This window comes from Leptotrichia sp. OH3620_COT-345 (assembly GCF_003932895.1).
Lineage (GTDB): Bacteria > Fusobacteriota > Fusobacteriia > Fusobacteriales > Leptotrichiaceae > Pseudoleptotrichia.
Map to the genome: position 1 here is coordinate 1 of NZ_RQYW01000228.1, position 224 is coordinate 224.

Below are 224 nucleotides of genomic sequence, written 5' to 3' on the forward strand. Positions count from 1 at the left end.
CCTGCAAGCCCATGATTAGGACCTGTAGGTTCCGCTTTATAATATATTCCCGTAGAATCTTCACCTATTTTTATTGTGCCGTCATTACTTACTGTTCCTCCTACTATTGATCCCGGATTACCGAGATTATCTTCCAATAAATAAATAGCTGTTGATTTCTTTCCTACACTTATTGTTCCGTCATTATCTATATGACCTCTTTTTGCATAAATTCCGGTAGACTC

Annotated in this window: 1 protein-coding gene; it reads right to left on the reverse strand. The window is 37.5% G+C overall.

The window, feature by feature from the left end:
* Positions 1-224 (reverse strand): hypothetical protein (locus EII29_RS11870; protein ID WP_148096464.1); only part of this gene is annotated, 224 nt, incomplete at both ends.